Origin of the sequence: Actinomadura mexicana, from assembly GCF_900188105.1 — a bacterium.
GTDB classification, from domain to species: Bacteria; Actinomycetota; Actinomycetes; order Streptosporangiales; family Streptosporangiaceae; genus Spirillospora; species Spirillospora mexicana.
Window position 1 is genome coordinate 247,505 of record NZ_FZNP01000005.1, and the last position, 26,479, is coordinate 273,983.

Below are 26,479 nucleotides of genomic sequence, written 5' to 3' on the forward strand. Positions count from 1 at the left end.
CAGGAGGCCGGACGGCTCAATGCCGCAGGCCCTAGCCCTGCTTGAGCCGGGCAAGCAAGGCACCGAACTCGGCCGCGGTCAGAGCGAGGTGACCGCCGTCCGGGTCCTTCGAGTCGCGCACGCCGATCCCCGCCCCAGGCGCAAGGCGCCCCAGCTCAACGCAGTGCTCGTCGTTAACCCCGCTGCTGTGCGTACTTTTGCGCCACCGAACGCTCATGTGTACTGCTCCAAGTACTGTTCGACCAATGCGCGTGAAGCGTCTTCTGGGAGAGCCTTTGCGCCGATACGATCAAACATAGCCCATAGCTTCCTTATCTCGCCGGGCGTCTCGATCAGGCGTCCGCCGTACTGGGCACCCGCGTAAGCGACGTCGCGGTCCTCCATGCTGATGATCTGAAAAGGACCGTCGAAGCCCTCGTGAGCACCCGCTGATGGTGGGATGAATCGAATGATGATGTTCGGGAGATCCATCATCTGCCGCAGGTGCGCGAGCTGCGCCTTCATGACTCCCCGGCCACCAACACTGGAGCCGAGCGCTCCCTCGTCCAAGACCACGTAGAAGAACGGTGGCTCCTCACGTTCGAGCAGGGCCTGCTGACGAGCCAGTCGTCTGGCGAAGGTGTCGTCGGTGTCACCCGGCGCGCCGGCCACGGTCAGGGCGCGCATGTACTGCTCGGTCTGAAACGGACGGGGAATCGTCTTGCCGTGGTAGAGCCTGATGCTGTCCGCCCGTTCCTCATAGCGCATAAATTGGCGACCCCAGTCAGGGTCGTGAGAGTTTCGGGCATACCAGAGCAAAAGCTGTAAAAGCGGCCCTGTGGCGTACTTTGCGTCCAGCTTCACCAATTGGTCCTCTTGTGGACGCTGCCGACCTGCTTCGATGTTCGAAACAGTGGAGCGCGCCACTCCAATGATCTTCCCGCACTGAGTCAGCGAAAGTCCCTCTCGTTCCCGCAGAAACCGCAGGTAGAAGGCCAGAAAGTGCCACAGCGAGGCCCTGGGCTCAAGGGGGTCGCGGACGATCGGCATCGTGACTCCTGTTTGGTCTATTTTCCCTAACACTTGAAGGCTAGAAGGCGTCCGTGATCCTTGCCATGGGAAATCGAAAACCGAAGCGAGGGCGGAGATGAGGATGGCCACGGCGAACGGGGATTTGATCATTCCGCTGATGGGGTCGGCGGCGGCGGTGGGGCTGGCGCGGACGCTGGCGGGGGCGCGATTCCGCAAATGGGGTTATTCGCACGTTCTCGACGACGCCTTGCTCATCGTCTCGGAACTCGTCACCAATGCGGTCGATCGGACGCCGCACGCGGAGTTGCGGCTCCAGGTCAGCAGGGACGTGCAGGGGGTCATCGTCGCCGTGTGGGACGGGGCGTCCGACCTCCCCAGAGCCCGGCCGAAGGTCGAGCTCACCCTCGACGACCTCGACCTGTCCGAGGAGGCGTTCGACGACAACGGCGGTTGGGGGCTGCACATCGTCCGGGCACTGTCCGCCGCGTGCGGGGCGATGCGCGACCCCTGTGGGGGAAAGTGGGTCTGGGCCCGAATCATCCCGTAGAGGGGAGAGCCGTGAAGCCCGATGAATGCGCACTTCTGTCGGTCATCGAGGCGGGCAGAACAGCGGAGTTCGGTCCCGATGGTCTGGTATTGGCCGAGACGTCGCGCCGGAATTGTGATTCCGACCCCCGCTCGGGGCTCATGGATCGACTTTCAGAGGTCCGAAGTCACCGCTGGTGGGCCGCACCGCGTCCTCGTGCTGCTGAGGGTCCGCCTTGATGCGTGCGGTGGCACGCCATCCGACGATCACCTCGTTGAGGGACGTGTCGAGCTCGAGCTCGGCCGCGTCCGAGAGGGCATCGACGAGTTCCACGGTGAAGGCGCGGACCTCCTCGGTGCTCAGATGACGCACCCACGGGAACACGTCCGGCATGGCGAGCAGCAGCTCGCGGGCGCCTGGGTCGTGCTTCATGAGCGCGATGAAGATCCGTGACGCGGTGGCCAGCGTCTCGTCGCGCCGCTCTTCGCGTTCGGCGGCCGTGAGGTAGAAGTCCGGTGCGTCGCGATGGGTGACGCGCACCCGCCCCAGCCGGGAGGCCCGCTCCGCGACGGCCCGCGGGTTGCGGGACAGATCGGAGAAGGTGACCGAGTCTGGACGGGACTTGGTGCTCATAACCGAGAGGCTATCAGATCGTATTCTGAATTCGGATGGCCATACGGGCCTGGATAGGCTGGCCGCCCTGAATGATGGCCTCGGGGCGGGTCCGGCGGAGCGCGGATGGCGGGTGGACCATGATCATCGAAGTGGATCGCGGCAGCGTGGCCGCGGGGGACGACGTCCTGCCGCATGCCCAGAGGGTCGACGTGCCGCCCGAGACCTCGTTGGGCGAGGTGGTCGCGGGGCTGCTGGAACGGCGTTTCCTCGCCATGATCGCCGGTGGGCGGGCGACGTGGATTCTCGTGGCCGATCGTCCGCTGGCGGTCGTGGCGCAGCAGTGGGACGAGCCACGCTTCCTCGTGGACGCGTCGCGGCCGATCAGCTCTTTCGGCGGTGACGGGGGAAGGGTCTCGCTCATGTTCCGGTACTGGATGCAGAACGACCCCGACCACGTCTTCGCCGAGCTCGCCGCCGGGCGCGAACCCGAGCGGTAGGGCGCCCTCAGCGGTCGAGGGAGTCGACGTCGGCGGAGGTGGCGCCGCCGGAGAGTACGGGGTAGCCGGGGCCGCGGTCGAAGAACGGGACCGGGCCGCGTTCGGCGCGCAGGCGTGCGCGGAGGGTCTCGGTCGCCTCGGCGTCCACGGAGCGGTCGGCCGGCACGGCGCCCTCGGCGAGGACGACGCCGTAGTCGTCGCGTGCGCCGGCCGGGGAGACCTTGCCGTCGCGGACGTCGGCGGCCACGCGGGCCGGGTCGCGGTTCAGCGGGTCTCCCCAGCCGCCCCCGCCGGTCGTGCGGATGCGGATGACCTGCCCGGCGCGGACGGGCCGGTCGTCGACGAGGCCGTCCATCTCCTCGCCGTCGATGTCGACGCGGAACGGGCGTCCCGCGCGGCCGCCGTTGACGCCCCAGCACGACAGGATGGAGCGGTCGGCGATCGACATGTAGCGGGCGTCGCGGAGCATCCGGATGTGCTTGTCGTAGCCGAGGCCGCCGCGGTGCTCCCCCGGCCCGCCCGAGTCGACGGCGAGGCCGAGGCGTTCGACGACGAACGGCCAGCGGGCCTCGGCGAACTCGGCGGGGATGTTGCGCGAGTCGGGCACGACGTGGATGGTGTCCTCGCCGTCGGCGTGGTAGCGGCCGCCGGAGCCGCCGCCGAGCACCTCCCGCATCAGGTAGGGGCCGCGGTCGTCCTCGCCGTAGACGCCCGTGTAGCGGATCGTCTCCTGGTCGGCGGGCATCCGGCCGCCCGTCGCCTTGGCCAGCACGCCCGCGAGGACACCCAGCAGCCGCAGGATGACGAACGTGCGGGCGTTGGTCGGGGCGGGGAACACGGGCGTGAGCAGGGTGCCCTTCTCCGGGAACCGCATCTCGATGAGCGGCACCACGCCCTCGTTGACGTCGAGTTCGGCGGCCCGCTCGGGGGTGTCGGCGAGGTTGCGCAGGACGGGCGCCAGCCACTTCTTCAGGAACACCCCGCCCGAGTAGTCCCCGGCGTGGTTGATGGGCCCCTTGGCCTGCGGGGACGTCCCGGTGAAGTCGATGACGAGCGGGACGGCGGCCGCCTTGTCGACCGTCAAGGTGATGCGCTGGGCGTGCAGGCGGGGCGGGTCCACGCCGTCGTGCTCGGCGTAGTCCTCCCACACGAACGTCCCGTCCGGGATCTTGGCGAGCAGTTCGCGGCGGAACGTCTCGGTGGTCCGGTCGATGATCGCGTCGAAGCACGCCTCGACGGCGGCGCGGCCGTAGCGGGCGAACAGCTCGCCGAGGCGGCGTGCGCCCATCAGGCACGCCGAGCACTCGGCGTCCAGGTCGCCGGCGAGCGAGTCGGGCATCCGCGAGTTGCGGGTCATGATGGCGAGCGCCGCGCGGTTCGGCACGCCCCGGTCCCACAGCTTGATCGGAGGGACCATCAGGCCCTCCTCGAACGCGCTGCGGGCGTGGCTCGGCATCGACCCGGGGACGGCGCCGCCGATGTCGTCGTGGTGGCCGAACGCCTGGACGAACGCGACCACCTCGTCCTCGTGGAACACCGGGACCGTCACGCACAGGTCGGGCAGGTGCCCGATGCCGCCTTCGGACAGGTAGACGTCGTTGTGGAAGAACACGTCGCCGGGCCGCATCTCCTCCGGCGGGAAGTCGCGGGCGACCGGCTGGACGAGCGCCGAGTAGGACCGTCCGGTCAGCTTGCGCAGGCGGCGGTCGTGGATCCCGGCGCGGAAGTCGTGCGCGTCGCGGATCATCGGCGAGCGGGCGGTGCGGGCGATGGCCGTCTCGACCTCGCGCTCCACCGACGCCAGCGTCCCCTCGACGATCTCCAGCAGGATCGGGTCGTTCGCGGGGCCGGTCACCGGGTCACCACCAGGTTGCCGTGGCCGTCGAGGGTCGCCGTGAAGCCGGGGTGCAGCGGGAGCGTGGAGCCGAACTCCTCGATGACGGCCGGACCCTCGACGGTGTCGCCGGGCGCGAGTTTCTCGCGCCGGTAGACGGCCGCCTCCTCCCACGCGTCGAAGTAGACGTTCCGGCTGCCGGTGCGGGCCCGCGACGGGTCGCCGTCCCCGGGCGGACGCTCGGTCAGGCGCGGCCGTTCGATGGGTCCGATGCCGGAGACCCGCAGGTTGACCCATTCGACCGGATGACGCGGGTCGTCCCGGTAGCAGTACCCGTAGAGGGCCTCGTGCGCGTCGTGGAAGCGGCGGACGACCTCGGCGCGCAGCCCCTCGTCCGGCGGGCCGGCGGGGGCCGCGACGCCCACCTCGAACGCCTGGCCGTAGTAGCGCAGGTCGGCGGAGCGGGCGAAGCGGCGGCGGTCCGCGGGGAACCCCTCGCGGGCCAGGGCCTGCGCGGCCTCGGCCTCGAGGTCGGCGTAGACGCCGGCGAGGAGCGCGGGGTCGAGCTCGGCGTCGCGGACGACGCGGGTCCGGACGTGGTCGTTCTTCACGTCCACCGTGAGCAGCCCGAACGCCGACAGGTTGCCGGGGTTCTCCGGGACGACGGCGGCGGGCAGGGCGAGGACGTCGAGCAGCCGGCACGCCAGCAGGGGCCCGGAGCCGCCGAACGCGACGAGCGGGTAGTCGCGCACGTCCAGGCCGCGCTTCACGGTGATCTGCCGGATGGCGTTGGCCTGGTTCCACGCCGAGATCTCCAGGATCCCGGCGGCGGCCCGCTCGACCGGCAGGCCGAGATCCCGGGCGAGGGCCGCCAGGCCCCGGCGGGCGGCGGCGGCGTCCAGGGGGACCTCGCCGCCCAGCAGGTGCGGCGGGATGCGGCCGAGGACGGCGTGCGCGTCGGTCACCGTGACCTCGGCGCCGCCGCGCCCGTAGCACAGCGGGCCGGGGTCGGCCCCGGCGCTGCGCGGCCCGACCTTCAGCGCGCCCTCGGGCGAGCGCCACGCGACCGACCCGCCGCCCGCGCCGACGGTGACGATGTCGATCATCGGGATCCTGACGGGGTGGCGGCCGATGGACCCCTCGGTGGTGAGCGTGGGCTCGCCGTCCAGGACGACCGCGACGTCGGTGGACGTCCCGCCGCCGTCCAGCGTCACCACCGAGCCGTGCCCGCTGCGCGCGACCACGAACGCCGCGCCGAGCGCCCCGGCCGCCGGACCGGACAGCACGGTCGTGATCGGCTGCCGCGCCACCTCGTCCGCCGACAGGACGCCGCCGTTGCTCTTCATCACCAGCGGCCGCGACGCGACGCGCTCGGCGATCCGCGCGAGGTAGCCGTTCATCGCGGGCTTGACGGCGGCGTCGACGAGCGTCGTCACCGCCCGCTCGTACTCGCGGTACTCGCGCAGCACCTCGCACGACAGCGACACGACCGCGTCCGGGTGCTCGCGGGCCAGCACGTCCCGCATCGCCAGCTCGTGGGACGGATCGGCGTAGGAGTGCAGGAAGCACACCCCGATCGCGAGGACGCCCTGGTCGCGGAACCAGCGGGCCGCCGCGACCGCCGACTCCTCGTCGAACGGGCGCAGCTCCGCGCCGGTGTGGTCGAGCCGTCCGCCGACCGCCCGCACCCGGTGCGCGGGGACGATCCGCGGCGGCTTCACCCAGAAGTAGCTGTTGCCGTAGCCGTCCGGGACGCTCTGCCTGGCGATCTCCAGGAGGGACTCGAACCCCTCGGTGGTGACGAACCCGAGGTCGTCGATCCGGTCCTCCAGGAGCCGGTTCGTCGCGACCGTCGTGCCGTGCGACAGCGCCGCGACGTCCCGCGGCCCGGCGCCGGTCAGCCGGAGGATCTTGGCGACGCCGTCGGCGAACCCCTCGGCGGGGTCGGCGGGCGTCGAGGGCGTCTTGGTGGTGACGAGGGCCCCGTCCCCGTCCAGCGCGACGACGTCGGTGAACGTCCCGCCCGTGTCGATGCCGATCCGCAGCCGCCTCACCATGAACAGAGGTCTACCGGACGCCGGCCACCTGCGAAACCGTCGCAATCTGCCAACGGGAGCGTCGTTCTTTCGTGGCCCGCGTGCGGATAGGCTGAGCAGCTCTGTTCTGTCCTCACATCTGACGAGACCGCTGGAGCCCGTTCATGGCGCTTGAACGCCCCGAGATCGACTTCCCCGAGGGCCAGCCGCCCGCCTACCTCGACATCACCGACATCACCGAGGGCGACGGCCCGGAGGCCGTCAAGGGCTCGCAGGTGTCGATGCACTACGTCGGCGTTTCGTGGTCGACCGGCGAGGAGTTCGACGCGTCCTGGAACCGCGGCGGCACGCTTGACTTCGAGCTCGGTTCCGGCCGCGTCATCAAGGGCTGGGACATGGGCATCGCCGGGATGAAGGTCGGCGGCCGCCGCAAGCTCGTCATCCCGCCGCACCTGGCCTACGGCGACCGCAGCCCGAGCCCCGCCATCAAGCCCGGCGAGACGCTCATCTTCGTCGTCGACCTGGTCGGCGTCGGATAGCAGGCGGCCGGCCGCCGTGAACGGCGGGTGCCCTGGGCGGCAGAGCCCCGGGGTGCCCGCCGTCGCCGTCTCCGGCCGGGCGTGTCAGTGGGAGCGCCGGCCGATGAGGTAGCCGACCGCGACGCCCGCGAGGGCGACCGCTCCGCCGGTTCCGAACGCGACGGCCATCGGGAGCCAGGCGGGGGGCGGGGCCGCGGCCGCGGCGCGTCCCGGGTACACGGTCCCGGCGGCGGTCGGGGCGGCCGGGGCCGCGGGCACCGGTTCCGCCGCCGGGGACGGCGCGAGGGCCGTGAGGTCGCGTTCGACGGCGGCGAAGAACTCGCCCGCGGTGCGCTTGGCGACGCTGCCGAGCATCCGCTGCCCGACGCCGCCGACCATCCCGCCGACGACCGCGTCCGCGTCGTAGTCGATCCGGGTCGCGCCGTCGCCGTCCGACAGCCGGACGCGGACCGTGGCGTCCACCGTGCCGGGCGCGCCCTGGCCGCGGGCGCGCAGCACGAACGAGCGCGGCGGGTCGGGGTCGGCCAGCTCGACCTGCCCCACGTAGGTGCCCTGGATCGACGCGACGCCCGCGGTGACCGTCATGCGGTAGGTGCCGTCCCCCCTCTCCTCCAGGGAGCGGCACCCGGGGATCGTCCTCGCCAGGACGGCCGGGTCCTGGAGCGCGTCCCAGACGCGGTCGAGCGGAGCGGCGACGCTGGCACTGCCGGTGAGCTGCATGACCCGACTTTAGAGAACCCCGCCGCCTCCCCGAACGGCAACTTCTGCCGAGTACACGCCGAGGAATGGGCAGATGCACTCCCGACGGCTCTGGGAATGGTCAGATATGTCCGCCAGGTTGTGCGCGGGCGCGAACCCCGGTCCCCGCTCGCGCGTCAACCGATGCGGACCCCTCAGCACGCTGGGAACCGCACGCCTGAGAACCGCACCCCCCGAGCGAACGGAGTACGCGGCCGATGCCAGGGAAGACGCCCGTAGTCGCCATGGTCGCCGCCGGAGTGTTCGGCCTGGCGGCGGGCGGCTGGCCCGTCGTGACCGCCGGGCTGGGCGGCGAGTCCGGCCCGTCCATGCGGACGCAGCTCGCCTCCGTGCTCGACGACCAGCGGTGGGCGACGCCCAAGCCCGGGTCCTGGACGATGCCGCAGCCCGCCGCGAACGGCCTGCCGCCCGTCATCAAGCAGATCCAGACGCAGGAGCGCGTCGTCTTCCTGACCATCGACGACGGCTACACCTACGACTCGGAGTTCGTGAACCTGGTCCGCAAGGAGAAGGTCCCCATCCTGACGTTCCTGACCTCCACCTACATCAAGGGGCAGGGACAGTACTTCTGGGCCATGCGCAACGCGGGCTCGCAGATGGAGAACCACACCGTCACGCACCCCAACATGGCGACGCTGAGCGCCGAGGCGCAGAAGAAGCAGATCTGCGACTCCTCGGACGCCATCCAGAAGCAGTACGGGCACCGGCCGCAGATCTTCCGTCCGCCGTTCGGGAGCTACAACCAGACCACCCTGCAGGTCGCCAAGGAGTGCGGCATCAGGTCGGTGCTGCTGTGGTCGGCGGAGTTCTACAACGGCACCTCCGGGCCCGGCGTCGGCTACAACGGCTTCGCGCGCGCCGATGGCGCCAAGGGGTTCAAGCCCGGCGACATCGTCCTCATGCACTACCGCAAGGGGCTCGCCCAGGAGTTCCAGATGATCCTCGGCTGGATCAGGCAGGCCGGCTTCCGGCCCGCCGCCGTGCAGAACTATTTGCCGCGGTCGCTCGGCGGAAATGCCCCTGACCAGCCGTCCCACGCCTGAAAGCGACCTTCCCGGAGGAAACCCGGTTGGGCCGGAGGCCCGGGGCGGTCTGTGCCTAAGGTCAACACGCTGGCGGGGTCGAGGTCCCCTGCTTTCCCGAGCCGGCCCCGCCAGCCCCGAACGGGCCAGGCCCCGGGAACGACCCGGCCTCAGGTGAGGTCGGCGCCCTCGCGGACGCGCAGCGACGGGTCGTCCGCGGCGCGCAACCGGAGCGTGTACAGGTCGTCCGGGGACAGCGGCATCGCGTCCACCCGGATCCCCTCCGCGTCCTCGACCGCCGACGCGATCACCGCCGACACCGGGATGACGCCGGCCTCCCCCGCGCCCTTGATGCCGAGCGGGTTCAGCGGCGACGGCGTCTCCAGATGGTCGGTCTCGATGCGCGGGACCTCCGTCGCGTACGGCATCAGGAAGTCCATGAACGAGGCGTTGAGCAGCTGCCCCGACTCGTCGTACACCATCCGCTCGTACAGCGCGCCGCCGACGCCCTGCGCGACGCCGCCGTGGATCTGGCCCTCCACCACCATCGGGTTGATGAGCCGCCCGCAGTCGTGCACGACCGCGTACCGCAGGATCGCGACCTCGGCCGTGTCCGGGTCGACCTCCACGATCGCGGCGTGCGCGCCGGAGGCGAACGTCGAGCGCACCGGCGAGTAGTAGTCGCGGCCCTCCAGGCCGGGCTCGTCCCCCGGCGCGACGGGCGGCTCGGTGACCGGGCGCCCCACCGCGAACTGCGTCGCCGCCGCGGCCTCCTCGTCGAACGCGTACCGCAGCGGGTTGGACAGCACCGCCACCGTCCGCAGCGGGACGGCCGCCGACCGGTCGCCGCGCACGTGCACCACCCCGCCGGTGATCTCCAGGTCCTCCGGGTCGGCCTCCAGGGCCTCCCCCGCGATGCGCAGCGCCTTGCCGCGGACCTTCCGGCACGCCAGCGCGATCGCGTTGCCGCTCATCACCGCCGCGCGGGACGCGAACGTGCCGACCGCGTACCCGAACCGCCGGGTGTCGCCCGTCGTGACGTGCACGTCCTCGATGGGGACGCCCAGCTCGGCGGCGGCGATCTGCGCGAACACGGTCTCGTGGCCCTGGCCCTGCGAGGTGAGCCCGGTCGACACGTGCACCCGCCCCGCGGTGTCGATCTCGACGTGCCCGCCCTCGTAGGGGCCGACGCCCGTGCCCTCCACGTAGACGCCGAGGCCGATGCCGAGACGGCGCCCGCGGGACGCGGCGGCGGCGCGCTCGGCCTCGAAGCCGTCCCAGCCGACGAGCTCGCGGATCCTGCGGAGCAGCTCGGGGTAGTTCCCCGAGTCGTAGATCAGCGGGCGGCCGTCCTGGAACGTCAGGCCCTGGTCGTAGGGGAACTCGTCCGGCTGGATCACGTTGGCGGCGCGCACGTCGGCGCGGTCGAGGCCGAGGTGGCGCGCGATGCGGTCCATCGTGCGCTCCATGCAGAACACCCCCTGCGGGCGGCCCGCGCCCCGGTACGGGGTGACGATGAGGGTGGTGGTGTAGAGGCTGACGACCTCCGCCCGGTACGCGCCGATCTTGTAGGGGCCGAGGAGCTGGGTGGAGGTGACGATCGGGATGATGATCCCGTACGGGGTGTAGGCGCCGTGGTCGTGCAGGATCCGCACGTCCAGGCCGAGGACGCGGCCCTCGCCGTCGAAGCCGACGCGCACGTCCTGCAGCTGCCCGCGCTCGTGCGCGGCGGAGACGAAGTGCTCGCGGCGGTCCTCGGTCCACTTGATCTCGCGGTCCAGCAGCCGCGCCGCCCACGGCACGAGGACCTCCTCCGGCCACGGGTGGACGATCTTCACGCCGAAGCCGCCGCCGACGTCCGGCGCGATCACCTCGACCTTGCCGTTCGGCAGCCCGAGCCGCGCCGCGATCGCCGCCCGCACGCTGGTGGAGGCCTGCGTGGAGGAGTACACGCGCAGCGACCCGTCGTCGGCGTCCCACCGCGCGTAGACGCCGCGGCCCTCCAGGGGCATGGACGCGCTGCGCTCGATGGAGAGCCGGAACTCCAGCACGTGCGGCGCGGCGTCGATCGCGGCGGCGGCGTCGCCGTTCTCCTGCACCAGGACGGCGCCCACGTTGCCGGGCACGTCGTCGTGGACCAGGTGCTCGGCGCACTCCGCCTTCTCGATGCCGACGACGGGAGGCAGCGGCTCGTACTCCACGCGGATGCGCTCGACGGCGTCCTCGGCCAGGTAGCGGTCCCGGGCCACGACCATCGCGACGGGCTCGCCGACGTGCCGGACGACGTCGCGGGCGAGCGGGTACCCGGTGCGGCCGTGGGTCAGCGCGGGGTGCGGGATGAGCAGCGGCAGCGGGTCCCCGACCTTCCCGGGCAGGTCCTCCCAGGTGTAGACGGCGACCAGGCCGTCGACGTCCAGCGCCTCCGACACGTCGACGTCGACGATCCGGGCGTGCGCGTGCGGAGAGCGCACGAACGCCGCCGCGAGCGCGTCCCGCCCGAGGTCGTCGAGGTAGCGGCCGCGGCCGGTGAGGAGCCTGGCGTCCTCGCGCCGCTCGACCGGTTCACCGAAGACCCGGGTGCCCATTCACGACTCCTCAGCTGTCTCGTCGCCGGGGGACGACCCCCAGCACCCCCCGGACCCGCTGTGTTCGTTGCGGGGGGACGACCCCCCGCACCCCCCGGACCCGCTGTGTTCGTTGCGGGGGGACGACCCCCCGCACCCCCCGGACCCGCTGAGCAGGTCGGCGGCGCGGTGCACCGACTTGACGATGTTCTGGTAGCCGGTGCAGCGGCACAGGTTCCCCGAGATCCCCTCCAGGACCTGGTCCCGCGTCGGGCGCGGCGTCTCCCGCAGCAGCGCCGTGACGGTGCAGAGGAAGCCGGGCGTGCAGAACCCGCACTGGAGCCCGTGGCACTCGCGGAACGCGCGCTGCACCGGCGACGGCGTCCCGTCCGGCGCGGCGAGCCCCTCGACGGTGGTGACGTCGTGGCCCGCTGCGGTGACGGCGAACATCAGGCACGACCGCACCGGGTCCCCGTCCAGCAGGACGGTGCAGCAGCCGCAGACGCCGTGCTCGCAGCCGACGTGCGTGCCGGTGAGCCCGAGGTCGTGCCGCAGCAGGTCCGACAGCAGCCGCCGCGCCGGAACGCGGGCCGTGCGGTGCGTCCCGTTGACGGTCAGCGCGACCTCGAAGCTCTCGGCCATCAGTCCCCCGCCCTCCGCAGCGCCTCGGCCGCGGCCGCGTTCAGGGCGCGCTCGGCCAGCACGCCGGTCAGGTGGCGCCGGTAGCCGGCGCCCGCGTGGATGTCGGGTTCGGGGTCGATCCGCTCCCGGACGTGCGCGGCCGCCGCCGCCCAGTCGCCGCGGGGCCCGGCGGCGCCGGTCAGGTCGAGGACGAGCGGCGTCGGCGCGATGCCGAGGAACCCCGCCCGCGCGGAGGCGACCCGCAGGTCCTCGTCGAGGCCGACGACGGCGGCGACGCCGCTGAGCGCGTAGTCGCCGTGCCGCCGCGCCGTCTCGGCGAACGCGGTGCCGGTGCGGGGCGGCGCGGCCGGGAAGAACGCCGAGACGGCCAGCTCGCCGGGTTCCAGCGCCGACTCCAGCGGCCCGCGGAAGAACGCGGCGGCCGGGATGGTGCGGCGGCCCCGCGCCGACGCCGCCTCGACCGTCCCGCCGAGGACGGCCAGCACCGCGGGCATCTCGGCGGCGGGGTCGGCGTGGGCGAGGCTGCCGACGACCGTCCCCCGGTTGCGGATCACGGGGTGCGCGACGTGCCGGAGCGCCCGGCCGAGCAGCGGCTGCACGGCCGCCGCCTCCGCCGAGCGCTCCACCCGCGCGTGCCGGGCGAGCGCGCCGACCCGCACGCCCTGGTCGCCGACGTGCAGCGTGTCCAGCTCCGCGACGCGGTTGATGTCGACGAGGTCCGACGGCGCGGCCAGCCGCATGTTCAGCAGCGGGATGAGGCTCTGCCCGCCCGCCAGGACCTTCCCGCCGGGCGCGGCGGCCAGCGCGTCCAGGGCCCCGCCGAGCGTGCCCGGCGCGTGGTACCCGAACGGAGGTGGTTTCACCGCGCCGCTCCGTCAGCTCGCATCGTTCCTCGGTGTACCCGCTTCGGGCGGCTCGTGCCCGGAGTGCCTGACGGGGCCGCCGATCTCCTCCTCCGCCGGGGCGATGACCCCGCCGCCGGTGTCCTCCGGACGGCGCAGCACGTTCAGGACGTGGTACCCGACCAGGACGGCGATGGTGCCGAGCGCGATGCCCTGGAGCGGGAAGTCGTCGGTGACCTGCAGTGTCACGTTCCCGATCGCCAGGATGATCGCGGCCGCCACCGGGACGAGGTTGACCGGGTCGGCGAAGTCGACCCGGTTCTCGATCCAGATCTTCGCGCCGAGCAGCCCGATCATCCCGTAGAGGACGACGGTGATGCCGCCGAGGACGCCGCCCGGCGTCGCGGCGACGAGGGCCCCGAACTTCGGGCACAGCCCGAACAGGACCGCCACGACGGCGGCGACGAAGTAGGCGGCCGTGGAGTAGATCCGGGTCGCGGCCATGACGCCGATGTTCTCGGCGTAGGTGGTGGTGGGCGAGCCGCCCACCGCGGTGGCGAGGGCGGTGCCGACGCCGTCCGCGGCGATGGCCCGGCCGAGGACCGGGTCCAGGTCGTCGTGCGTCATCGCCGCGACGGCCTTGACGTGCCCGGTGTTCTCCGCGATCAGCGCGATGACGGCGGGCAGCGCCAGCAGGATCGCCGAGGTCTTGAAGTCCGGGGCGTGCAGGTCGGGGAACCCGAACCAGTCGGCGGCCCTGACGTTCGTGAAGTTCACCCGCTCGTGCGGGAACGCGGTGGCGATGCAGTAGGGGCCCTCGGCCGCGCACGGCCTGCCCGCCCCGTCCAGCAGGTTCTGGCCCGGCAGCACGGAGGTGATCTTGCCCGCGGCGGCGTCGAGGAGCCACGACAGGACGAAGCCGAACACCAGCGCCAGCAGGATCGTGATCCGCGCCCAGAACCCCCGCAGCAGCACCGCGCAGAGCACCGCGAACGCCAGCGTCGCCAGCGCCGTCCACTGGTCCTGCGGCCAGTACACGGTGGCGACGACCGGGGCCAGGTTGAATCCGATCAGCATCACCACGGCGCCGGTGACCACCGGGGGGAACACCTTGTGGATGACCTCGCCGCCCACGACGTGGATGAGCACGCCGACCGCCGCGAGCACCAGGCCCGCGACGAAGATCGCTCCGGTGACGGTGGCGCTGTCGCCGCCCGCCGCGCGGATCGCCGCGACTGCGCCGACGAACGAGGCGCTCGTCCCGAGGTAGCTCGGCACCCGGCCGCCCACGATCAGCAGGAACAGGATCGTCGCGATCCCGGACATCATGATCGCCAGGTTCGGGTCCAGGCCCATCACGACCGGGAACACGAACGTCGCCCCGAACATCGCGACCACGTGCTGGGCGCCGATGCCCGCGGTCCGCGGCCACGACAGCCGCTCGTCCGGCCTCACGACCTCCCCGGGCGGCGGCGTCCGCCCGTCCCCGTGCAGCTTCCAGCCGATCACCATCGGGGGTCCTCCTGCTCAGCCGGCCGCGTTCGCGCGGGCCTGTCATGCGGGCAAGGTAGATCTACCCTGTCGGGCGGGCATCGGCGACATCTGCCAAACCCCGCGCCCAGGATTGGGAGGACCGGCCGGTGCGCCGGCGGGCCGATCCGGTCGGCGGCCCTCCGGGCGTTCCGGTGCGGCGTCCCGGGGCGACCGGGACGGCGGGACTACCCTCAGATACCCCGCATGCGCAGGACGTGAAGGGCGAGGGTGAGGTTGAGTCGCAGATGGGCGTCCTCGGTGAACGCTCCGAGCATCCTTTCCAGCTTCCCTATGCGGTACCGCAGGGTGTTGTAGTGGAAGTGCAGCCGGCGCGCCGTCTCGGCGACGTTGAGGTTCGTCTCCAGCAGCACCTGGAGGGTGCGGCGCAGGTCCACCAGCTCCGGCTCGTCGTCGGCGGCGAGGTCGCCCAGCGTCTCGCGGACGAACGCGTGCAGCTCCTCGGGGTCGGAGACGAGGCTCAGCAGCCGGTACACGCCGAGCTGGTCGAAGTGCGCCCGCGCGCCCGCGCCGTTGAGCTGGCGCCCGACCCGCACGGCCTTCACCGCCTGCTCGTAGGCCTCGGGCAGCGCGGCCGGCGACGCCACCGTCCGGCTGATGCCGGTGGAGAACGTCCGCCGCACCGGCAGGTGCTCGGCGAAGATCGACGAAGCCTCCTTGACCATCGCCTGGACCGGGCCCGCCGTCCACTCGGCGGGGTCGTCGCCCTCGGCGCCGACGATCGCCACGACCTCGTGGGCGAAGCTCGCGACGGCCGCGCCCCGGTCGTGCCGCCGGACGGCCGTCGCCCACGCGGCGGCGAGCCGCTCCTGCGCGGCCCGCTCCTCGGCGCCGCGGACACCGCGCGGACCTCCGTCGGGCTCGGCCGCCTTGCCGCGGCCCTTCCCCTCGGCCTCCTGGGCCACGGCTCCGCGCGGGCGCCCGTCCAGTTCGGCGACGACCACCATCATCGGGCGGTCCAGGTCCCAGCCGAACCCGCCGCAGTGCGCGACGACCCGGTCGTCGCCGCCCGCGCGCCCCGCGAGGATGTCGCGCAGGAAGTCGGCGCGGTACTTGCTCTCCACGGCCGCGACGGCCTGCTGCTTGGTCACCACGAGCGCGGCGACGGTCGCGGCGCGCTCCAGGATGCCGAGGTCGGTGCCGCGCAGGGTGCCGCCGGGGCTGAACGCGACGATCCGGCCGTGGTCGAAGCCGCCCGCCATCACGGGCACGACCAGGTGGTCGCCGGTGCCGTGCGCGCCGATGATGCCGCAGCCGCCGCGGCCGCACGCCGCCTGCCGGCCCGCGTCGAAGGCCCGCATCGCCTGGACGTGCTCGTCGGGACCGGCGCCCGCGAGCACCCGCTGCTCGCCGTCCAGCACCACGACCGCCACGTCCAGCAGCGTCGCGACCTCGTCGACGACCTCCTGGAGGCCGCCGCCGCACAGCACGATCTGGACGAGCGCCCGGTGCACCTCCTCGGTGCGGGCGAGGACGGCCGCCTGCCGGTTCAAGATGTCGGTCAGCACCTGGTTCAGGATGTCGTCGAAGCCGACGTCGTTCGGGAGCAGGATCAGGGGGAAGCCGCGCCGGTCCGCCTGCGCGATCATCTCGGCGGGCAGCGAGTCCAGGTAGCGGCCGAGCTTGATGGCCAGCGCGGCCAGGCCGCGCTCGTCCAGGTCGGACACCAGGTTGTCGAGCGACTGGGGGGTGTTGCGGAGGGGGTAGCCGGTGGTCAGCAGCAGTTCGTTCGGTTTGACCCACGACAGGATGTCGGGGACCTCCATCACGTTCAGCCGCTGGACGACGCGTTCGAGTCCGGCTCGTCCGGCGATGAGGCGGGCGCCGTTCAGGGTGCTGACGCCGAGGACCTCGCCGACCGAGAGGCCGTAGGTCAGTGTTCCGGTACTCGCGAGCCTGAGGGCCGGTGGGCCCGGGTCCGCAGTGGTGTAACTCATGCCAGGGGTCACCTCGCCTTTTGGTGCGTACATCGCCCGTGACGGCGTGATCGCTACCGGTTCCTGATCAACACTGACAACAAAGACGAACGATGACAACCATCCTTGGCAGAATTATCCATACGTCCCATGCCGGGCCCGTTCTACCGTCATGCCGGAGGCCGGGCCGCCCGCACGCCGTGCGGCCGCCGACACCGGCCTCGGGAGGATCCGTGACCGCTCTCGTCCGCGACCCGATCCGGCTCCCGGCCCGCCCCGCGGGACGGCCCCCCGCCGCCGGCGCCGCGAGCCTCGCGCTGCGGCCGCTGCTCGACCCGCCGCGCCGCCCGGCCCGCGTCATCGCGGTGTTCCCGGCCGCCCTGTACCTGGAGATGCGGGGAGGCCCCGAGCCGCGCGTGCTCGCCGTCGTCACCTCCGACGCGGGACGCCTGCCGAACGCGGTGGTGGTCGTCGCCACCCGCCGCGAGCACCCGTTCCGCTCCGTCCGCGAGGGCGCGGACGCGTTCGTCGGTGACGGCCGGATCGAGGCGGAGGGCCTCACCGTGCGCGTGCGCCGCTGGTGGGACCCCTCGCCCGCGCTCGGGGGGCTGCGGCCGGACGCGCTCGCCGGGGGCGTGCGCGCCCTGGAGGCCGAGCTGACCGCGGCGGGGGCGCTCACCGCCGCCGGGCCGTCGGGCGGCGGCCTCGCCGGGCATCCCGACCCGGACGCGCTCGCCGCGGCCTGCGCCGCCGGAGACCTCGCGGGCGCCGTGGAGGCGGCCGAGCGGATCGTGGGCCTCGGCCCCGGGCTGACGCCGACCGGCGACGACATCCTGTGCGGCCTGCTGGTCGCGCTGCGGCTGGTCGGCGGCGCCGTCCGGCACGGCGGGGCGGTGCGGCTGGCCGACTGGCTCGGCGCGGCCGTCACCGCCGACGCGGGCACCCGCACCACCGCGCTGGCCGCGACGCTGCTGCACTGCGCGGCGGCGGGCCACGCGGGCGCCGAGGTGGCCGCCGTCCTGCGCGGCGTCGCGGGCCACGAACCGCCGCAGGCCGCCGTCCGCCGCCTGCTGGCGGTGGGCCACACCTCGGGCACGGACCTCGCGCACGGCGTCCTCGCCGGGTGCCGCGCCGCCCTCGGAGGGCGCGTATGAGGGACTGGGTCGAGGTGCGGCGGGGGGGCTACCACGATTCGGTCACGCTGATGCGGGTGAGCCGGCGGTTGTCGGAGCGGGCGGGCGTCGCCGGCGCGATGGTCGCGATGGGCACCGGGCTGAACCGCGAGATGTTCGGCCGCATGGGCTTCGCCGTGCCGGACGAGGCCGGGCCCGACGACCTCGTCGTGGCGATCCGGGTCGAGGACGAAGGGCCGGACGGAGCCGGGCTGGACGAGGCCAGGGGGGCGCTGGAGGGGTTCCTGCGCGAGGCGTCCCGCCCGCCCGCGCACGCGGGGGTGCTCGGGGCGCCGGCCCCGGCCAGGACGACCGGGTCCGCCGCGGCCCGCGGCGACGCGACCGTGGCGCTGCTGTCGGTGCCGGGGCCGCACGTCTTCCCCGAGGCGATGGACGCCCTGGACGCCGGCCTCAACGTGATGATCTTCAGCGACAACGTGCCGGTCGCGCAGGAGATCACGCTGAAGGAGGCGGCGGCGCGCCGCGGGCTGATCGTGATGGGCCCGGACTGCGGGACGGCCGTGATCGGCGGCGCGGGCCTGGGGTTCGCCAACGCGGTGCGGCCCGGCCCGGTGGGCGTCGTCGCCGCGTCCGGGACGGGTGCGCAGCAGCTGATGTGCCTGCTGGACGCCGCGGGCGCCGGCGTCAGCCACGTGCTCGGCGTCGGCGGCCGGGACCTGTCGCCCGAGGTGAGCGGGCGGTCGGCGCTGGCGGCGCTGGCCGCGCTGGACGCCGACCCGGCGACCGAACTGATCGTGCTGGTGTCCAAGCCGCCCGCGCCGCAGGTGCTGGACCTGATCCGGGAGGCGGCGCGGCGCCTGGACACCCCCGTGGTGTTCGCGCTGCCGCTGCCCGGCGAGGACGACCTGACGCGGGCCGCGGAGAAGGCGCTGAGGGCGCTCGGCCGGCCCGTCCCGGCCTGGCCGCGCTGGACCTCGCCGCGCGGTGCCGCGCCCGTGTCCGGGCGGGCGCTGCGCGGCCTGTTCGCGGGCGGGACGCTGCGCGACGAGGCCGAGATGATCGCGCGGGACGTGCTCGGCTGGGAGCCGGCGGCGCGCGGCCACCGGTTCACCGACTTCGGCGACGACGCCTACACGCGCGGCCGCGCGCACCCGATGATCGACCCGACGCTGCGGCTGGAGGCCCTGCGCGCCGAGGCCGCCGACGACGGCTGCGGCGTCCTGCTCCTGGACGTGGTGCTCGGGTACGGTGCCGAGCCCGATCCGGCCGCCGCGATCGCCCCGGCCGTCGCCGCCGCGCTGCGGGACCGTCCCGACCTCGCCGTCGTGGTGTCGCTGTGCGGGACGCCCGCCGACCCGCAGGACCGCGACCGGCAGGCCGTGGCGCTGTGCGAGGCGGGCGCCGACGTCTTCGCCTCCAACGCGCAGGCGACCCGGCACGCCCTCGCGCTGGTGGACGGGTCGATCGCCGAAGGGACGCCCCGATGAGCGACCGCCGGGACACGCACCGTGCGCACCGGCTGGGCGGGCTGCTCTCCCGCGAGCCGGGCGTCGTCGCCACCGGGGTGGAGGTGCTCGCGAGCGCGCTCGCCGACCAGGCCGTCCCGGTGGAGGCCGTCGACTGGCGGCCGCCGCCCGCCGGGACGGAGTCCGCGCTGGCGGCGGTCCTCGGCGACCCCGGCCACGCCGAGGCCAACGCGCGCGCCGTCCAGCGGATGGTGACGGCGCGCCCGCACCTGGTCGACGTGCGCCCCGCGCGCGAGGTGCTCGGCCTGGAGCCGGGGACGTTCCTGCACGCGGGCCCGCCGCTGGAGTGGGACCGCGCGTCCGGCCCGATGCGCGGCGCCCTCGTCGGCGCGATGCTCCTCGAAGGGCTCGCCGAGACGCCGCGCGGCGCCGAGCGCCGGCTGGAGCGCGGCGCGGCGGTGTTCGAGCCGTGCCACCACCACGCCGCGGTCGGCCCGATGGCGGGCGTCGTCAGCCCGTCCATGTGGATGCTCGTGGTCGAGGACGCCGAGCACGGCGGGACCTCCTACTGCTCGCTCAACGAGGGCCTCGGGAAGGTGCTGCGGTACGGGGCCTACGGGCCGGAGGTGATCGAGCGGCTGGCGTGGATGGGCGAGGTGCTCGGCCCGGCGCTGCGGGAGGCCGTGCGGCGGCACGGGCCGGTCGACCTGATGGCGCTCATCGCGCAGGCCCTGCAGATGGGCGACGAGTTGCACAACCGCAACCGGGCGGCGACGTCGCTGCTGCTGCGCGAGCTCGCGCCCGCGCTCGCGGCGGCAGAGGAGGTGCCCCGCGCGAGGGCCGCCGAGGCGCTGAGGTTCGCTGCGGGCAACGACCACTTCTTCCTGAACGCGGGGATGGCGGCGGCGAAGGCGTGCGCGGACGCGGCCCGCGGCGTGCCGGGTTCCAGCCTCGTCGTGGCGATGGCCCGCAACGGCACCGACTTCGGCATCCAGGTGTCGGGGACGGGCGACCGCTGGTTCACCGGCCCCGCCGGCGTCCCGGACGGCCTCTACCTCGGCGGCTACGGCCCGGACGACGCCAACCCCGACATCGGCGACTCGGCGATCACCGAGACGGCCGGGATGGGCGGGTTCGCGCTCGCCGCCGCGCCCGCGATCGTCCGGTTCGTGGGCGGCGAGGTCCCGGACGCGGTCGCCGCGACCCAGCGGATGTACGAGATCACCCTCGCCGAGCACCCGGTGCTGCAGATCCCGCTGCTGTCGTTCCGCGGCACCCCGGTGGGCGTGGACGTCGCCCGCGTCGTCCGCACCGGGATCCTGCCCGTCATCGACACCGGCATCGCCGGGCGGGAGGCCGGCACGGGCCAGGTCGGCGCCGGCCTGGTCGAGCCGCCGGCGAACGTGTTCACCGACGCCCTGCACGCCCTCGCGGAGACCGCGTAGCGGTCGCGGCGCGGCGCGGCCGCCGCGGGTGGGGCGCCGCCGGCGCGGCGCCGGGGGTAACGTCGCCCGCATGAGCGAGTCGATCACCGGGGAGCAGTCCGCCCTGACGGGCGAGCAGTTCGCCCTGAGCGCGGGGCACTACCAGGCCGTCGTCACCGAGTCGGGCGCGAGCCTGCGCGAGCTGACCCACCAGGGGCGCCCGCTGGTGCTGACGCACGGCGCCGACGAGCCGGCCCCCGCCGCGCTCGGGCACCTGCTCGTCCCGTGGCCGAACCGCATCGACCGCGGCCGCTACGAGTACGGCGGCGAGGCGCACCGGCTCGACGTGTCCGAGCCCGACCGGGACTGCGCGATCCACGGGCTCGTCCGCTGGGCGTCGTGGACGGCCGCCGAGCACGAGCCCGACCGGGTGCGGCTCACGCACCGGCTGCTCGGCACGCCCGGGTACCCGTTCCGCCTCGACCTGGAGGCCGAGTACACCCTCGACGCCGCCGAGGGACTGCGCGTGCGGATGACCGCGCGCAACGCCGGGACGAGGACCGCCCCCTACGGCCATGGCGCGCACCCCTACCTGACGGTCGGCGAACCCATCGACGGCTGCACGGTCACGCTGGGCGCCGACCGGTACCTCCCGGTGGACGACCGGATGGTCCCGTCCGGGCCGTCCCTGGACGTCACCGGCACCCGGTACGACCTGCGCACCGGGCCCGTGTTCGGCGACCGGCGGATCGACAACGCGTTCACCGGGCTCAACCGCGACGGCCGCGGCCGCACGTGGGTGACCCTGTCCGGCGGCCGCACGGTCCGGCTCTGGGCCGACGAGGCGCACCCGTGGATGGAGGTCTACACCGCCGACAACGCCCCGCGGCCGCGCACGGGGCTCGGCGTCGAGCCCATGACGTGCCCGCCCAACGCGTTCGTGTCCGGGGAGGGCGTCGTGGACCTCGAACCGGGCGCGGCGTTCAGCGGAACCTGGGGGATCCAGGCGTCCTGATCACCCGGGATGGTTCCCTAGCCGGTGGCGGTTGGGGGATCATTGCGGGGTGAACCTCAGCGTCTCCTCCTACGACGATCTGTCCGCGCGCATCGCCGCCGTCCGCGACGCCCACGGGGAGCGCTTCCCCGGCGGCGCCGAAGGCCGCCAACCGGTCCACACGGTGTACGTCCCCGCGGACCGGTTCTCCCGCTCGACGCCCGCCGACTTCGGCGCCGAGGCGCTGCGGCTGCTGAACACCCACACGCCGGGCGCCGGGTCGTTCGGCGCGGCGTTCGGGCTCGATCCGGAGCTCGCCGGTCCGGTGCGGGAGCGCGTCGCGGCGAAGCTGGCCGCCGAGCCGGTGGAGGACGTCCGGATCGACTTCGAGGACGGCTACGGGGTGCGCGACGACCAGGAGGAGGACGCCCACGTCGAGCAGGTCGTCGAGGCGGTCGGGGCCGCGTACCAGGTGAAGGGCCTGCCGCACTACTGGGGGCTGCGGGTCAAGTCGTTCACCGACGGCGGCCACGAGCGCGCGATGCGGACGCTGGACGGCTTCCTCACCGCGCTGCGCGACCGGCTCGGCCGGCTGCCCGGCGGGTTCACCATCACCTTCCCCAAGGTGACCTCGATCGACCACATCAAGCTGTTCGTGGAGTTCCTGGACCGGCTGGAGACCTCGCTCGGTCTGCCGCAGGGCATCCTGCGGTTCGAGGTCCAGATCGAGACGCCGCAGGCGCTGATCGACGACGAGGAGGACCGGACCGGGCTCCAGTCCTTCGTCACCGAGGCGCAGGGCCGCATCACCGCCGCCCACTTCGGCGTGTTCGACTACACCGCCGCGCTCGGGCTGCCGCCGCACGAGCAGCGGCTCGACCACCCCGCCTGCGACTTCGCCCGGCACATCATGCAGGTGTCGCTGGCGGGCACCGGGGTGCGGCTGTCGGACGGCTCCACCAACATCATCCCCCGCAACGACGGGCCCGACGAGGTCAACGCCGCGTGGGCCACGCACGCCGCGCACGTCCGGCACTCGCTGGCGCACGGCTTCTACCAGGGCTGGGACCTGCATCCCGCGCACCTGCCGAGCCGGTACGCGGCGGTGTACGCCTTCCACCTGGGCGGCGTCGACGACGTGATCGGACGGGTCCGCGCCTGGCACGAGCAGGCGGCGGGGCACGCGAGCGGCGTCCTGGACGAGCCCGCCACGATCAGGGCGCTCACCGCCCGGCTGCGCCGTGCGGTCGACTGCGGGGCGCTGGACGAGAGCGTCCTTCCCGCGGGCGCCTGAGCGCCGCCAGGTCCTCGGGGGTGTCGATGTCGTCGGGTGCGGCGACGTCGTCGCACGGGACGGGCGTCACCAGCTCCGGACGGGCGCGCAGGTAGCCGCGCGCCCCCTGGTCGCCGACCGCCGCCTCGGCGACGCCGGCGAGATGCCCGGCGCCCAGCAGGACGGGGTTGCGCGGCGCTCCCCCGTAGGTGGCGACCGCGATGCCGGCGCCCTCCTCGAACGCGGCGATCAGCCGCTCGACGGCGGCGGGCGTCACCAGGGGCTGGTCGACCAGCGCGACGACCACGGCGGGGCAGCCGGGCGGCAGCGCGGCGAGCCCGGCGCGCAGGGACGAGCCCATGCCCTCGCGCCAGTCGGGGTTGGGGACGACGACGGCGCCGATGACCTCGATCTGCGCGGCGCCCGCCACCACCAGGACCGGGGAGCACCCCCCGTCCCGCAGCGTGCGGACGCCTCGGTCGACGAGCCGCTCGCCGTCCAGCTCCAGCGTCGCCTTGGGCCGCCCGAGGCGGCGGCCCTCCCCCGCCGCGAGCAGCAGGCCGGCCGGTGACTCCTCACTGCGCAACGTCATCCCGCGAGGGTAGTGCGGTCAGCCCGGCTCGGCGTGGATCCGGCCGCTGGTGTCGGAGAGCGGGCGGCCGGAACCGCCCCAGCGCAGCTGGACCAGCTCCGCCGCGATCGACACGGCCGTCTCCTCCGGCGTGCGGGCCCCGAGGTCCAGGCCGATCGGCGAGCGCAGCCGGGCCAGCTCGGCGCCGGACAGGCCCGCCTCGCGGAGCCGCGCCGTCCGGTCGTCGTGGGTGCGGCGCGAGCCCATCGCGCCGACGTAACCGGCACCGGTGCGCAGCGCCACCTCCAGCAGCGGCACGTCGAACTTGGGGTCGTGGGTGAGGACGCAGATCGCCGTCCGCCCGTCGATGGCGTCGCGCGTCTCCTCCAGGAACCTGTGCGGCCACTTCACCACGACCTCGTCGGCCTCGGGGAACCGCTTGGACGTCGCGAACACCGGCCGCGCGTCGCACACCGTCACGTGGTAGCCGAGGAACTTGCCGATCCGGGCGACGGCCGCCGCGAAGTCGATCGCGCCGAACACCAGCAGCCGCGGCGGCGGCGCGAAGGAGTGCACGAAGACGGTGAGGTCGTCGAGCCGCCGCTCCCCCTCCGGCCCGTAGTGCCGCTGGCCGGTGAGGCCCTGGGCGAGCATGCCGCGCGCGTCGTCGTCCACCGCCGCGTCGAGCCGGGCCGCGTGCGGGGCGCCGGGCGCCAGGGACCCGGACGCGCGGTCGGTCCAGACCACGCGGCGGGCGCCGATCCGCCCGGGCCCGGCCACGACGGTGGCGACCGCGACCGGCTCGCGCGCCCCGATGGCGGCGGCGACGTCCGCGAACTCGGGGAAGGTGTCCGGGCCGACGGGCTCCACCAGCACGTCCAGAATCCCGCCGCAGGTCAGGCCGACGGCGAACGCGTCGTCGTCGCTCACCCCGTACCGCTGGACGACGGGTTCACCGGTCTCCAGGACCGTCCGCCCCAGCTCGTACACGGCGCCCTCGACGCACCCGCCGGACACGCTGCCCGCGACCTCCCCGTCCGGCGAGACCGCCATCGCCGCCCCCGGCGGGCGCGGCGCGCTGCGGAAGGTGTTCACGACGGTCGCGAGCGCGAACGTCCGCCCGGACCCGTACCAGCCGGCGATGTCACCGAGCACGTCACGCATGAGCCCTCCCCTTTCCGGCGCCCGCGACGAGGCGGGCCAGCTCCTCCAGAGCGGCCAGGCTGTGCCCGGAGGCGAAGTCGTCCACGTGCGGGAGCGCCGCGGCCATACCCGCCGTGAGCGGCTCGTACCCGGGCCGCGCCTTGTGCGGGTTCGCCCACACCACCCGGTGCGCGAGCCGGTGCAGCCGCGCCATCTGCGCGCCGAGCAGGCCGGCGTCGCCGCGCTCCCACCCGTCCGAGGCGATCACCACGACCGCGCCGCGCGCCAGCCCCCGCTGCCCGAACCGGTCGAGGAACTCCTTCAGCTCCTCGCCGAGCCGCGTGCCGCCGCTCCAGTCCGGGATGGCCGCGGACGCCGCCGCCATCGCCGCGTCCGGGTCGCGGTGCCGCAGCTCCCGGGTGAGGCGGGTGAGGCGCGTCCCGGCGCTGAACACCTCGACGCCCCTCCCGCCCGAGCGCGCGGCGGCGTGCGCGAACCGCAGCAGCGCGTCGGCGTAGGGGCTCATCGACCCGCTGACGTCCACGAGCAGCACGACCCGGCGCGGCCGGGTGCGGTGGCTCCGGCGCCGGAGCAGGGACGTCTCGCCGCCGCGCCGCAGCGTCTCCCGGACGGTGCGCGCCGGGTCGAGCCGCCCGGTCGGCGTCGGCGCGAACCGCCGCGACCTGCGCCGCTCGGCCCCCGCGTCCAGCAGGGCGATGAGCCGCGCGACCTCGGCGCGCTCCGCGGCGCCGAGCCGCGCGACGTCGCGGTCGCGGAGCACCTCGACGTCGCTGGCCGTGGCCGCCTCCAGCTCCTGCGGCTCCTGCCCGCCGCCGCGCCCGCCCGGCTCCGCCACCGGCACCCGGCGCACCACGACGGGCGGCGGCCTGCGCCCCGGACGGGCGGTCGCGCCGGAGAAGTACGCGGCGAAGCAGCGGTCGTAGCGGGCGAGGTCGCCGGGGTCGGAGCACAGGGTGAGCCGGCCCGCCCAGTACACGTCGCGGGCGTCGAGCACGTCGAGGTGGCCGAGCGCGGCGAGCATCGCCTGGACGCGCTCGGGATCGGCCGCCCCGCCCGCCGCGCGCACCGTCCTGGCGAAGCCGACCATCGTCTCGGTGACGTCCCGGTCCACGGCTAACCCCCGTCGAGCAGGGCCTCAAGGCCGGCCGCGCCACCGCCGCCGAGCACGCGCTGCTGGTCCTCGCGGTACTTCAGGACGGCGCCGAGCGTCACCGCCGCCGTCCCCGGGTCGAGGTCGCGGACGCCGAGGGCCACGAGCGCCTCCGTCCAGTCCAGGGACTCGGCGACGCCCGGCGGCTTCAGCAGGTCGGTCTCGCGCATCCGCTGCGCGGCCCGCGCCACCTGCCCGGCCAGCCGCTCCGCCGCGTCCGGCAGCCGGCGCCTGATGATCGCGACCTCGCGGTCGAAGGAGGGATGCTCCAGCCAGTGGTACAGGCAGCGGCGCTTCAGCGCGTCGTGGACCTCGCGGGTGCGGTTGGAGGTCACCACGACCACCGGCGGCCGCTCGGCCCGGATCGTGCCGAGCTCGGGGACGGTGATCGAGAAGTCGCTGAGGACTTCGAGCAGGAAGGCCTCGAACTCGTCGTCGGCGCGGTCCAGCTCGTCGACGAGCAGCACGCTGGGGGACGTCTCCAGCGCCTGGAGCAGCGGCCGCGCCAGCAGGAAGCGCCGGTCGTAGAGCTCGCCCTCCAGCCGCGACACGTCGCTGACGCCCGCGGCCTCCGCCGCGCGCAGGTGCAGCAGCTGGCGGGGGAAGTCCCAGTCGTAGAGGGCCTGCGAGGCGTCGAGCCCCTCGTAGCACTGCAACCGGATCAGCGGCGCGCCGAGGCCCCGCGCGAGCGTCTTGGCCAGCTCGGTCTTGCCGACTCCGGCCTCCCCCTCCAGGAACAGGGGCCGCCCCATCCGCAGCGCGAGGAAGCAGGCGGTGGCGAGCCCCTCGTCGCACAGGTAGCCATGCCTGTCGAGCAGGCCCGCGAGCTCCGCGGGCGAACCGACCTGGTCCACGGTCATCGGCGCCGCCTCCCCCACGGATCACAGGCTACTCAGCCCGAGACCCGAGTCACACTTCCGGCCGGCATGGGTCCGGGTCGGCCGGTCGCC

General features: G+C 74.1%; 24 protein-coding genes. 9 read left to right on the top strand and 15 right to left on the bottom strand.

The features are described from left to right. Positions 1-31: 31 nt before the first annotated feature. The gene (locus CHC11_RS15090; protein WP_089312339.1) at positions 32-217 is read right to left on the bottom strand and encodes a DUF397 domain-containing protein; all 186 of its coding nucleotides are present in this window, start codon (positions 215-217) and stop codon (positions 32-34) included. Next, the gene (locus tag CHC11_RS15095) at positions 214-1,029 is read right to left on the bottom strand and encodes a helix-turn-helix domain-containing protein (RefSeq protein WP_179278858.1); all 816 of its coding nucleotides are present in this window, start codon (positions 1,027-1,029) and stop codon (positions 214-216) included. The genes CHC11_RS15090 and CHC11_RS15095 overlap by 4 nt, the downstream gene beginning before the upstream one ends. Before the next feature lie 103 nt (positions 1,030-1,132). On the opposite strand from CHC11_RS15095, the gene CHC11_RS15100 reads away from it, so the two are divergent. Further along, positions 1,133-1,558, top strand: a complete 426-nt coding sequence (locus CHC11_RS15100) for an ATP-binding protein (protein ID WP_179278859.1) — start codon at positions 1,133-1,135, stop codon at positions 1,556-1,558. A gap of 138 nt (positions 1,559-1,696) precedes the next feature. On the opposite strand, the gene CHC11_RS15105 is transcribed toward CHC11_RS15100, so the two are convergent. Next, on the bottom strand, positions 1,697-2,170 hold the full coding sequence (locus tag CHC11_RS15105) for a hypothetical protein (RefSeq protein ID WP_089312342.1): 474 nt from the start codon (positions 2,168-2,170) through the stop codon (positions 1,697-1,699). A gap of 119 nt (positions 2,171-2,289) precedes the next feature. Between CHC11_RS15105 and CHC11_RS15110 the strand changes: the two genes are divergently transcribed. Then, entirely contained in the window at positions 2,290-2,649 is a 360-nt protein-coding gene (locus CHC11_RS15110) for a hypothetical protein (RefSeq protein WP_143227073.1), read from the top strand. A gap of 7 nt (positions 2,650-2,656) precedes the next feature. Here the strand turns inward: CHC11_RS15110 and CHC11_RS15115 are convergent, their stop codons facing one another. Then, entirely contained in the window at positions 2,657-4,504 is a 1,848-nt protein-coding gene (locus CHC11_RS15115) for a hydantoinase B/oxoprolinase family protein (protein WP_089312344.1), read from the bottom strand. Then, positions 4,501-6,540 carry a hydantoinase/oxoprolinase family protein gene (locus tag CHC11_RS15120; protein ID WP_089312345.1) on the bottom strand — a complete coding sequence of 680 codons (2,040 nt, stop codon included), beginning with the start codon at positions 6,538-6,540 and terminating at the stop codon, positions 4,501-4,503. Before CHC11_RS15120 ends, CHC11_RS15115 begins: the two co-directional genes overlap by 4 nt. Before the next feature lie 143 nt (positions 6,541-6,683). Between CHC11_RS15120 and CHC11_RS15125 the strand changes: the two genes are divergently transcribed. Further along, entirely contained in the window at positions 6,684-7,058 is a 375-nt protein-coding gene (locus CHC11_RS15125; RefSeq protein ID WP_089312346.1) for an FKBP-type peptidyl-prolyl cis-trans isomerase, read from the top strand. Between the two features lie 84 nt (positions 7,059-7,142). Here CHC11_RS15125 and CHC11_RS15130 read toward each other — a convergent pair whose 3' ends face one another. Then, the gene (locus CHC11_RS15130) at positions 7,143-7,778 is read right to left on the bottom strand and encodes an SRPBCC family protein (RefSeq protein ID WP_089312347.1); all 636 of its coding nucleotides are present in this window, start codon (positions 7,776-7,778) and stop codon (positions 7,143-7,145) included. 236 nt (positions 7,779-8,014) lie between these two features. Here CHC11_RS15130 and CHC11_RS15135 point away from each other — a divergent pair, with 236 nt between their 5' ends. Continuing rightward, entirely contained in the window at positions 8,015-8,860 is an 846-nt protein-coding gene (locus CHC11_RS15135) for a polysaccharide deacetylase family protein (RefSeq protein ID WP_089312348.1), read from the top strand. Positions 8,861-9,009: 149 nt separating this feature from the next. Here the strand turns inward: CHC11_RS15135 and cutA are convergent, their stop codons facing one another. The 5 genes from cutA to CHC11_RS15160 form a co-directional block, all read right to left on the bottom strand. Beyond that, entirely contained in the window at positions 9,010-11,424 is a 2,415-nt protein-coding gene (gene cutA / locus CHC11_RS15140; protein ID WP_089312349.1) for an aerobic carbon-monoxide dehydrogenase large subunit, read from the bottom strand. Beyond that, positions 11,425-12,045 carry a (2Fe-2S)-binding protein gene (locus tag CHC11_RS15145; RefSeq protein WP_089312350.1) on the bottom strand — a complete coding sequence of 207 codons (621 nt, stop codon included), beginning with the start codon at positions 12,043-12,045 and terminating at the stop codon, positions 11,425-11,427. Beyond that, entirely contained in the window at positions 12,045-12,908 is an 864-nt protein-coding gene (locus tag CHC11_RS15150) for an FAD binding domain-containing protein (protein ID WP_089312351.1), read from the bottom strand. Before CHC11_RS15150 ends, CHC11_RS15145 begins: the two co-directional genes overlap by 1 nt. Positions 12,909-12,920: 12 nt before the next feature. Beyond that, entirely contained in the window at positions 12,921-14,399 is a 1,479-nt protein-coding gene (locus tag CHC11_RS15155; RefSeq protein ID WP_089312352.1) for a uracil-xanthine permease family protein, read from the bottom strand. A 212-nt stretch (positions 14,400-14,611) separates the two neighbouring features. Beyond that, a complete protein-coding gene (locus CHC11_RS15160; RefSeq protein WP_089312353.1) occupies positions 14,612-16,375 on the bottom strand; it encodes a PucR family transcriptional regulator in 1,764 nt (587 codons plus the stop codon). A 212-nt stretch (positions 16,376-16,587) separates the two neighbouring features. Here CHC11_RS15160 and CHC11_RS15165 point away from each other — a divergent pair, with 212 nt between their 5' ends. The 5 genes from CHC11_RS15165 to CHC11_RS15185 all read left to right on the top strand — a co-directional run bounded on the left by CHC11_RS15165 (position 16,588) and on the right by CHC11_RS15185 (position 22,665). Beyond that, positions 16,588-17,508, top strand: a complete 921-nt coding sequence (locus CHC11_RS15165; protein ID WP_245919237.1) for an oxamate carbamoyltransferase subunit AllH family protein — start codon at positions 16,588-16,590, stop codon at positions 17,506-17,508. Beyond that, entirely contained in the window at positions 17,505-18,974 is a 1,470-nt protein-coding gene (locus CHC11_RS15170) for an AllF/FdrA family protein (RefSeq protein ID WP_089312355.1), read from the top strand. The genes CHC11_RS15165 and CHC11_RS15170 overlap by 4 nt, the downstream gene beginning before the upstream one ends. Next, positions 18,971-20,398 carry a YlbE family protein gene (locus tag CHC11_RS15175; protein WP_089312356.1) on the top strand — a complete coding sequence of 476 codons (1,428 nt, stop codon included), beginning with the start codon at positions 18,971-18,973 and terminating at the stop codon, positions 20,396-20,398. Before CHC11_RS15170 ends, CHC11_RS15175 begins: the two co-directional genes overlap by 4 nt. Positions 20,399-20,468: 70 nt before the next feature. Next, complete coding sequence (locus CHC11_RS15180) at positions 20,469-21,392, top strand: aldose 1-epimerase family protein (RefSeq protein ID WP_089312357.1); 924 nt, start codon at positions 20,469-20,471, stop codon at positions 21,390-21,392. Between the two features lie 49 nt (positions 21,393-21,441). Then, positions 21,442-22,665 carry a DUF6986 family protein gene (locus CHC11_RS15185; protein ID WP_089312358.1) on the top strand — a complete coding sequence of 408 codons (1,224 nt, stop codon included), beginning with the start codon at positions 21,442-21,444 and terminating at the stop codon, positions 22,663-22,665. On the opposite strand, the gene CHC11_RS15190 is transcribed toward CHC11_RS15185, so the two are convergent. Genes CHC11_RS15190 through CHC11_RS15205 form a run of 4 tightly spaced genes read right to left on the bottom strand, consistent with a single transcriptional unit; the run spans position 22,595 to position 26,407 of the window. Continuing rightward, on the bottom strand, positions 22,595-23,236 hold the full coding sequence (locus tag CHC11_RS15190; protein WP_089312359.1) for a nucleotidyltransferase family protein: 642 nt from the start codon (positions 23,234-23,236) through the stop codon (positions 22,595-22,597). The genes CHC11_RS15185 and CHC11_RS15190 overlap by 71 nt on opposite strands. A gap of 18 nt (positions 23,237-23,254) precedes the next feature. Continuing rightward, a complete protein-coding gene (locus CHC11_RS15195; RefSeq protein ID WP_089312360.1) occupies positions 23,255-24,379 on the bottom strand; it encodes an XdhC family protein in 1,125 nt (374 codons plus the stop codon). Further along, positions 24,372-25,490 carry a vWA domain-containing protein gene (locus tag CHC11_RS15200; RefSeq protein WP_342749985.1) on the bottom strand — a complete coding sequence of 373 codons (1,119 nt, stop codon included), beginning with the start codon at positions 25,488-25,490 and terminating at the stop codon, positions 24,372-24,374. Before CHC11_RS15200 ends, CHC11_RS15195 begins: the two co-directional genes overlap by 8 nt. 2 nt (positions 25,491-25,492) lie before the next feature. After that, on the bottom strand, positions 25,493-26,407 hold the full coding sequence (locus tag CHC11_RS15205) for an AAA family ATPase (protein WP_425427314.1): 915 nt from the start codon (positions 26,405-26,407) through the stop codon (positions 25,493-25,495). Positions 26,408-26,479: the final 72 nt, after the last annotated feature.